The 8,133-nt window shown below is 73.7% G+C and carries 10 protein-coding genes and 1 pseudogene; 8 read left to right on the top strand and 3 right to left on the bottom strand.

Annotated features, from left to right (window positions below):
- Window positions 1-44 precede the first annotated feature (44 nt).
- Window positions 45-299, bottom strand: a complete 255-nt coding sequence (locus tag EAO70_RS38805) for a hypothetical protein (RefSeq protein ID WP_261992634.1) — start codon at window positions 297-299, stop codon at window positions 45-47.
- Between EAO70_RS38805 and EAO70_RS03715 the strand changes: the two genes are divergently transcribed.
- The 4 genes from EAO70_RS03715 (at window position 198) to EAO70_RS03730 (ending at window position 4,095) form a co-directional block, all read left to right on the top strand.
- Window positions 198-767, top strand: a complete 570-nt coding sequence (locus EAO70_RS03715) for an ArsR/SmtB family transcription factor (RefSeq protein ID WP_261992636.1) — start codon at window positions 198-200, stop codon at window positions 765-767. The two genes, EAO70_RS38805 and EAO70_RS03715, sit on opposite strands and share 102 nt — an antisense overlap.
- 14 nt (window positions 768-781) lie before the next feature.
- Entirely contained in the window at window positions 782-1,678 is an 897-nt protein-coding gene (locus EAO70_RS03720; RefSeq protein WP_148001589.1) for an alpha/beta fold hydrolase, read from the top strand.
- A gap of 62 nt (window positions 1,679-1,740) precedes the next feature.
- Window positions 1,741-2,802 (top strand): aldo/keto reductase, encoded by a 1,062-nt coding sequence (locus tag EAO70_RS03725; protein WP_148001590.1) that lies wholly within the window; start codon window positions 1,741-1,743, stop codon window positions 2,800-2,802.
- 147 nt (window positions 2,803-2,949) lie between these two features.
- Window positions 2,950-4,095: a winged helix DNA-binding domain-containing protein gene (locus EAO70_RS03730; RefSeq protein WP_261992635.1), complete on the top strand. Its 1,146-nt coding sequence runs from the start codon at window positions 2,950-2,952 to the stop codon at window positions 4,093-4,095.
- Window positions 4,096-4,199: 104 nt separating this feature from the next.
- Here EAO70_RS03730 and EAO70_RS03735 read toward each other — a convergent pair.
- Window positions 4,200-4,730 (bottom strand): annotated as a pseudogene (locus EAO70_RS03735) (MarC family protein); the annotation flags it as partial.
- Window positions 4,731-4,900: 170 nt separating this feature from the next.
- Here EAO70_RS03735 and EAO70_RS03740 point away from each other — a divergent pair.
- From EAO70_RS03740 to EAO70_RS03750, 3 genes are all read left to right on the top strand, one after another.
- On the top strand, window positions 4,901-5,317 hold the full coding sequence (locus EAO70_RS03740) for a YciI family protein (RefSeq protein WP_148001591.1): 417 nt from the start codon (window positions 4,901-4,903) through the stop codon (window positions 5,315-5,317).
- Between the two features lie 129 nt (window positions 5,318-5,446).
- Window positions 5,447-5,989 (top strand): GNAT family N-acetyltransferase, encoded by a 543-nt coding sequence (locus EAO70_RS03745; protein ID WP_148001592.1) that lies wholly within the window; start codon window positions 5,447-5,449, stop codon window positions 5,987-5,989.
- 185 nt (window positions 5,990-6,174) lie between these two features.
- The gene (locus EAO70_RS03750; protein WP_148001593.1) at window positions 6,175-6,462 is read left to right on the top strand and encodes a metal-sensitive transcriptional regulator; all 288 of its coding nucleotides are present in this window, start codon (window positions 6,175-6,177) and stop codon (window positions 6,460-6,462) included.
- Between the two features lie 112 nt (window positions 6,463-6,574).
- On the opposite strand, the gene wrbA is transcribed toward EAO70_RS03750, so the two are convergent.
- Window positions 6,575-7,183 carry an NAD(P)H:quinone oxidoreductase gene (wrbA, locus tag EAO70_RS03755; protein WP_148001594.1) on the bottom strand — a complete coding sequence of 203 codons (609 nt, stop codon included), beginning with the start codon at window positions 7,181-7,183 and terminating at the stop codon, window positions 6,575-6,577.
- A 194-nt stretch (window positions 7,184-7,377) separates the two neighbouring features.
- On the opposite strand from wrbA, the gene EAO70_RS03760 reads away from it, so the two are divergent.
- The gene (locus EAO70_RS03760; RefSeq protein WP_148001595.1) at window positions 7,378-8,013 is read left to right on the top strand and encodes a TetR/AcrR family transcriptional regulator; all 636 of its coding nucleotides are present in this window, start codon (window positions 7,378-7,380) and stop codon (window positions 8,011-8,013) included.
- Window positions 8,014-8,133 lie beyond the last annotated feature (120 nt).

Genomic DNA, 8,133 nt, shown 5'->3' on the forward strand with positions numbered 1-8,133 from the left:
GAAATCACCCGCCCGCACCATGATTCCGGTGTGAACGCCTTCAGCTACTCCGCCGCCTTCATCACCTTCTTCTCCGTCGTCGGCCCGCCGAGCAGGTCCGGAAAGACCTCCGCCCGCTCACGGAGGGCGAGCACCCCGCCCGGCTCCGGCTGCTTCACGACGACCCTCCCGCCGTCCTCCGCAAGGTCGTCGACGAGATCGAGACCTACTGGGAGCTCGCCCTCGCCCCCTACTGGGCCCGCATCCAGCACGTCCTGGAGGCCGACGTCTTCCATCGGGCCCGGCAGGTCGCCGAGCACGGGTCGGCCCGTGTGCTGAGCGAACTGCACGAGACCGTGCGCTGGGACGACGGCACCCTGCGGCTCGTACGCCGGCACTGCGCCCTCAGCCGCGAACAGGCCGGATCCGGGCTGCTGCTCGTCCCCTCCGTGTTCGCCTGGCCCCGGGTCCTCACCCGGTCCGTCCACCCCGACCCGCCCCAACTCGCCTACCCGGCGCGAGGATTCGGCGCCGTCTGGGAGCCCCGTACCTCCGCCGCCACCGAGGCCGTCGCCGCCGTCCTCGGGCGTTCCCGCACCCTGCTCCTCACCGAGCTGGACACCCCCGCGTCGACCACCCAGCTCGCCGCCCACTGCGGGCTGTCCGCCGCCGGCGTCTCCCAGCACCTCATCGCCCTGCGCAACGCCGGGCTCGTCACCGCCCACCGCAGCGGGCGTTCCGTCCTCTACGCCCGTACCGCCGTCGCCGATCAGCTCCTCAACCCGTAAGGGATCATGGAGGGATGACATCCTTCTCCGCTCTCCCCTGGTCAGAGCGGCTCGTGCACCGTGACGGCGTACGGCTGTCCTGCCGCGACTGGGGCAGCCCGGCCGGCTCCGGCGACGAGAAGGCGGCAGGAGACCCGAGGACCCCGGGCGGCCCGATCGACGTGCTCCTGCTGCACGGGCTCGCCGGGCACGCCGGCGAGTGGGACGACACGGCCCGGCTCCTGCGCGACTCCGGCTTCCGCGTCGTCGCCCTCGACCAGCGCGGGCACGGCCTCAGCGAGCGGCAGCCCGCCGACGGCGACGTCTCCCGGGCCGCGTACGTCGCCGACGCCGTCGCCGTCATCGACCGGCTCGGTCTCGACCGGCCCGTCCTGGTCGGACAGTCCCTGGGCGGGAGCACCGCGCTCCTCACCGCCGCCGCCCACCCCGGCCTGCTCCGCGCCCTCGTCCTCGTCGAGGCCGGGCCCGGCGGGACCGACCCCGGTGTCCAGGAGCAGATCGCGAGCTGGCTCCGGGCCTGGCCGGTGCCGTTCCCCACGCGGGCGGCGGCCGTCGCGTACCTCGGCGGCGGCACCGACGCCGTGGGCGAGGGCTGGGCGCGCGGTCTGGAGGAGCGGGCCGACGGGCTGTGGCCGCGCTTCGACCCCGAGGTCATGGTCCGGTCCCTCGACGACAGCACCCGCCGCTCCTTCTGGGACGAGTGGGCCGCCGTCCGCTGCCCCGTCCTCGCCGTCCTCGGACGGGGCGGGCACGGCGGGATCATCGGCGGGGCGGAGTACGCGGAGATGGCCCGCCGCCTGCCCGCGCTGCGCGGCACCAGCCTTCCCGGCACCGGCCACGACGTGCATCTGGAGCGGCCCGGCCTTCTCCACCGGCTGGTCGTCGACTTCCTTGAGGGCGACGTTCGTTGAACATCGGCCGCGGCCGGCCGGGGGCTTGCCTTGGAGCGCACTCCAGTTCCTAGAGTGCGCGCATGCGCTATCGGGTACTCGGCGGGACCGGGTTCGAAGTCAGTACGTACTGCCTCGGCACGATGATGTTCGGGGCCGTCGGCAATCCTGACCACCAGGATTCCGTACGGGTCATCCACGCCGCCCTCGACCGGGGCGTCAACTTCGTGGACACCGCCGACATGTACTCCTCCGGCGAGTCCGAGGAGATCGTCGGCAAGGCACTGCGCGACTCCCACCGGCGGGAGTCGACCGTCCTCGCCACCAAGGTGTACTTCCCCGTCGGCGGCGAGGGCCCCAACCGCGGTGGCCTCTCCCGCCGTTGGATCACCCGCGCGGTCGAGAACAGCCTCAGGCGGCTCGGTACCGACTGGATCGACCTCTACCAGGTCCACCGGCCCGACCACCGTACGGACATCGAGGAGACCCTGGACGTCCTCGGCGACCTCGTCGGCCAGGGCAAGATCCGGGCGTTCGGCTGCTCCACCTTCCCCGCCGCCGAGATCGTCGAGGCCCACGCCGTCGCCGAGCGACGCGGCCTGCGCCGCTTCCGCACCGAGCAGCCGCCGTACTCGCTGCTCGCCCGCGGGATCGAGACCTCCGTCCTGCCGGTCGCCCAGCGGTACGGGATGGGCGTCCTGACCTGGTCGCCGCTCGCCTCCGGCTTCCTCACCGGCGCGTACCGCAAGGGCCGGCCGATCGACCTCAGCCGCGGACGGGCCGCGCTCACCCCGCACCGCTTCGACCCGGACCTGCCCGGCAACGCCGCAAAGCTCGACGCCGTCGAGGAGTTCGTCGCCCTCGCCGACGAGATCGGCTGCTCGCTGCCCGAACTGGCCCTCGCCTTCGCCGCCGCACACCCGGCCGTGACCTCCGTGATCATCGGGCCGCGGACGATGGACCAGCTGGACGGGCTGCTGAAGGGCGCGTCGCTCGTCCTCACCGACGAGGTACTGGACCGGATCGACGCGATCGTGCCGCCCGGCACGGACCTCTACCGCGCGGACGGCGCCTGGCAGCCGCCCTCCCTCACCCGGCCCGCGCTGCGGCGGAGGCCGGTGGAGGAGCGGGCGGCGGCGGAGTAGGGCGCTGTCGCGCAGGGTCCCTGCCGCGTACGTGGTCCCGTGCGTGGCGTCGTGCCCCGGGCCATGCTTGGCCGCATGAGTGAGGTGCGGAAGGCGGAAACGGCGAGGCCGGCACGGACCGGGAGAGCCGCAGGGACCAAGGGTGCCGTGAGGGCGATCGGCGGCGCCGAGCGCAGGGCGCGGCTCGGGGTGCGGCACCGGTTGGCCGGCGGCGCGCGTGCCGGGTCGGCCGAGGAGGTCGCCGAGTCGCTCGTCGCGCTGCACGGGACGGACCCGGCCAGTGTGTTCCTCGCCGTGGGGGCGCGGCTGGCCGGGTCGGCCGGGCCCGTCGCGGACGTCGAGCGCGCGCTGTACGAGGACCGCTCCCTGGTCCGTATGCACGGCATGCGGCACACCGTCTTCGTCCTTCCGGCCGTGCTCGCCCCCGCCGTCCAGGCCTCGACGACGGKCCCGGCCGCCGTACGCGAACGGGCCTCCCTCCTCCAGCACTTGGCGGCCGGCAGCGACTACGACGCCGCATGGCTCGCGGAGACCGAGCGGCTCGTCCTCGCCGAGCTGACCGCGCGGGGCGAGGCGACGGGCGCCGAACTCGGTCGGGCCGTACCGGTGTTGAGGTCGACGTACGTGTACGGGAAGGGCACCCGGCAGGAAGGGGTCCAGTCCGTCGCGAGCCGGGTGCTGCGGGTGCTGGGCATGGAGGGGCGGATCGTACGGGGCCGTCCCCAGGGCGGGTGGACGTCCAGCCGGTTCCGGTGGGCGCGGCCGGCCGGTCCGCGCCCCGGGGAGGATCCGGGTCCCGCCGCGGGGCGGGCCGAGCTGATCGGGCGGTGGCTCCGGGCCTGCGGACCCGCCACCGAGGCGGATCTGAAGTGGTGGACGGGGTGGAAGGTGACCGATGTGCGCACGGCGCTCGCCGCCGTGGGGGCGCTGCCGGTGACCCTCGACGAGGGGACCGGGTTCGTGCTGCCCGACGACTTCGACCCCGTGGACCCCGGGTCGGCCGGGGCCGAGCCGTGGGCGGCGCTGCTGCCCGCGCTCGACCCGACGGCGATGGGCTGGCAGGGCCGTGACTGGTATCTGGACCCGGAGCACCGGGCGGCGCTGTACGACCGCAGCGGGAACATCGGGCCGACGGTCTGGTGGGACGGCCGGATCGTCGGCGGCTGGGCGCAGCGCCCGGACGGCGAGATCGCGACCCGGCTCCTGGCGGACGTGGGGACGGCGGCGGGGCGGGCGGTCGACGCGGAGGCGGAGCCGCCCCCGACCTGGCCAGCGGCGTACGCGAACTGCTGATCCCGTACGTGGTCAGCCCGCTGGTCAGCCCGCTGGCCATGACCGAGGCCGTCGAGGACCAGGTCGACGCCGACGGCGGCGAGCAGCAGGCCGAGGAGGCGGCCGAGGACCTCGATCGTGGCGTGGTGGGTGCGGCGCAGGACGCGGCCGAGGACCAGGACGCAGATCAGGTCGAGCGCGATGACGGACACGTACGCGCCGGCGACGGTCGAGCGCCAGGTGAAGGAGTCGCGGGCGGCGGCCTCGATGAGCACGGCGGTCATGGCCAGCGGGCTGACCACGTACGGGATCAGCAGTTCGCGTACGCCGCTGGCCAGGTCGGGGGCGTCCTGGGGTGCGGTGCCGGCGCCGAGGTGGAGGCCGAGGACGAGCCCGACGGCGTAGATGAAGAAGATGACGCCGCCGGCGAGCTGGAGGGCGGGGGTGCTGATGTGGAAGACGTCCAGCAGCCAGGGGGCGGTGATGCCGATGACCAGGCCCACGAGGACGGCCGCGCCCGAGGAGATGAGGGCGATGGTCCGCAGTTGGCGGGCCGGGTGGACCTGGGCGAGGCCGGCGAAGGCGAGGAGGACCTTCGGGGGGCCGACGACGGAGAAGAAGGTGATGAAGGCGGCGGAGTAGCTGAAGGCGTTCACACCGGAATCATGGTGCGGGCGGGTGATTTCTCCTGGTTTTCCCGTCGGTGCCCGCGCGGTGTCGAGAAGCGGCCCGTCGCTCCGACTGTCCTGCGAGAGGCAGTACGCGGAACCCCGCCCCGCAGGGAAACGGCGGGACCGGAGCAGGACGAGAGGACCAGGAGGACGTCATGAAGTACCTGGTGATGGTGCAGGGCAGTGCGGCCGACTACGAGGCCATGGTGGGCCGCCCCACCGACAGCGGCCCGGCCTGGACGAAGCCGGACCTCGACGCGATGTTCGCGCACATGAACGCGATCAACGAGGAGCTGGCGGCGAAGGGCGAGATGCTCGACGCCCAGGGGCTCGCGTCCCCGTCGACGACCCGGTTCGTGACGGTGGACGGCGACGGCAGGCCGGTCGTCACGGACGGCCCCTACGCGGAGACCAAGGAGGTCATCGCGGGCTTCTGGCTCCTCGACTGCGCCTCCCTGGAGCGCGTGACGGAGATCGCCGCCCAGGTCGCCCGCTGCCCGCAGCCGGCCGGCGCCCCGGAGTACGCGGTGGTCATCCGCCCGGTCGACGAGACCGGCCCGCAGCAGGACTGACCGGGGAGGAACGACCGCGGAGAACTGACTGCGGAGGACTGGCTGCGGAGGACTGACCGGGGTCGCGGATCCCGCGGAACGGCTTCCTCGCACCGGGCGCTGTCCGTGCCGGGTGCGAGGATCCGCCTCGTGGACATCGGACCCCTCGCACTGCAGCAGTTCACCGCTCCGGAGGACGTCTCCCCTCAGCTCGGCCGGGAGCTCCGCGACTGCTGGATCGAGGTGACGAACGCGGGCGGGGCGGCCGGTTTCCCCTTCCCGCCCGTCGACGCCGGCCTTGTCGGTCCCGCGGTCGACTCCCTCGTCTCGGGCCTCGACCCCGCGACGAGCCGCCTCCTGGTGGCCACGGCCGACGGCGGCCTCGCCGGCTGGCTCGTCGTCCGCCGGGACGACTTCCGGCTCGTCGCGCACTGGGGGTCGCTGCACCACGTCCAGACCCGGACGGGTCTGCGGGGGCGCGGGGTCGGGGCCGCCCTCGTGCGTCGTGTACGGGAGATCGCCCGCGACGAGATGGGGCTCGAACAGCTCCGTCTCGCCGCGCGCGGCGGCGCCGGCCTGGAGACGTTCTACGGGCGGCTCGGGTGGCGTGAGGTCGGTCGCTGGCCCGGGGCCCTCCGGCTGGCGCCCGGGGACGACCGGGACGAGGTGCTCATGGTCCTCGATCCGCTCTGAGCGGGGGGCCGGCGCCCGCTGAACCGCCGTCCGGCAAGGCTCTGACCTGCTCCGACACTCCGCCGCCCCCGCCCCTGTCCGGTCCTCCTCCGGGGCCGTCTCGGGGCGTAGGTGTCATCCTTGGTCTTCGACGGGGCCCCGAGCGGGGAGTAAATTACCCCCTGGGGTATCTGTGAGGAGTGGCTGTGGAACTGGATCTCGCCGGCGCGGAGCTGAAGGCGGTACTGAACCGGCTCCGGCGTGCTCAGGGGCAGATCTCCGGGGTGATCCGGATGATCGAGGAGGGTCGTGACTGCGAGGAGGTCGTGACCCAGTTGGCCGCCGCCTCCCGGGCCCTCGACCGGGCCGGGTTCGCGATCATCGCGACCGGTCTCCAGCAGTGTCTGACCGACGTCGAGGACGCCCGCCGGAACGGCGAGGACCGTGACGCCATGCGCGCCCGGCTGGAGAAGCTCTTCCTGTCCCTGGCCTGAGAGCGCCGGACCCGCCCCTGGCCTGAGAGCCCCGGACTGTCCCTGGCCTGAGAGCGCCGGACGCGGACCCGCCCCGGGGCACGTCCGCGTCCGCTCCGGGCAGGCGGGTCCGTCAGTCCGTCGCGAGGCCCCTCAGGCGCTTCGCGATCGTCGTCAGGCGGCGGCCCTGGTAGCGGGCCGCCTCCAGGACGTTCTCCGCCGGGGCGCCGTTGGCCCCCGGGTGGGCGGTGCCGTACGGGTTGCCGCCGGCCGCGTAGACCGCCGGGTCGGTGAAGCCGGGGGAGACGATGACCGAGCCCCAGTGGTGGAACGTGTTGTAGAGCGCGAGCAGCGTCGACTCGTTGCCGCCGTGCAGGTTGTGCGCGCTGGTGAAGGCGGTCGCGGGCTTGTCCGCCATGACGCCCCGCTGCCAGAGGCCGCCCCAGGTGTCGATGTACTGCTTCAGCTGCGCGGCCACGTTGCCGAACCGGGTCGGTGAGCCGAGCGCGTACGCGTCCGCCCACTCCAGGTCCTCCAGGGTGGCCACCTCCACGTCACCGGTGGCGTCCACGTGCGCACGCCACGCCGGGTTCGAGTCGATCGCGGCGTCCGGGGCGAGCTCCGGCACCCGGCGCAGCCGCACCTCGGCGCCGGCCTTCTCCGCGCCCTCGGCCACGGCCTGGGCGAGCTGGTGGACGGCACCCGTGGCCGAGTAGTAGATGACGGCGACCTTCACGGACATGGCGAGCTCCTCAATCGGATCAGATTCCGTTTCGATACTCCCGAGGCTAAGCGGATGGCTATCCGCTTCGCAAGGGGAGCGGGTATGCTCGCACCGAGGGCTACCGGAAGGGGGAGACGGGGCGCGAGAAGCGAAACAGCGCGTCACGACGCGCGACAGGGCGCATGGGCGGCGCCCGGAACAGGAGTCGGCAGATGAGCACCGAGATCCCGCAGGCCGGAGACCCGGCGACACCCCTGCTCGGCCTCCTCCCCGCCATGAACAACCCCGCACCCGAGCGCGCCGACGCCGCCCGCAACCGGCGCAAGATCCTCGACGCGGCCGCCCGGATCGTCGCGGAGGACGGCCCCCAGGCCGTCACCATGAACCAGGTCGCCCACGCCAGCGGCATCGGCGTCGGCACCGTCTACCGCCGCTTCGGCGACGTCTCCCAGCTGCTGTGGGCGCTCCTCGACGACCGCGAGCGCCAGTTCCAGGAGGCGTACATGAGCGGCCCGCCGCCGCTCGGCCCCGGCGCCCCGGCCGAAGCGCGGCTCGACGCCTTCCTCGACGCGCTCGTCGACCGGGTCGGCGAGCAGCGCGAGATCCTGCTCGCCGCGCACTCCGCCGCGCCCCGCGCCCGCTACCACAGCGGCGCGTACCGCGTGATGCACACCCACGTGGCCCTGCTCATCGGCCGCCTGCGGCCCGGCTCCGACAGCACGCTCCTCGCCCACCTGCTGCTCGCGTCCTTCTCACCCGACGTCATGCACCACCTGGCGGTCGAGCGGGAACTGTCGGCGGACCGCCTCAAGGAGGGCGTACGGGAGCTGCTTCGGCTGCGGGTCTGAGCCGAGCCGGTGCCGGGATGGGCCTGACCCGGGGCTGCCCCACCTGATCCGGCCCGTTACTCGTCCGGGCCCGGGCCGGGCCCGGACGAGTAACGGGCCGGATCAGGTGCCGGATCAGGT

Source organism: Streptomyces sp. adm13(2018) (assembly GCF_008042145.1).
Lineage (GTDB): Bacteria > Actinomycetota > Actinomycetes > Streptomycetales > Streptomycetaceae > Streptomyces.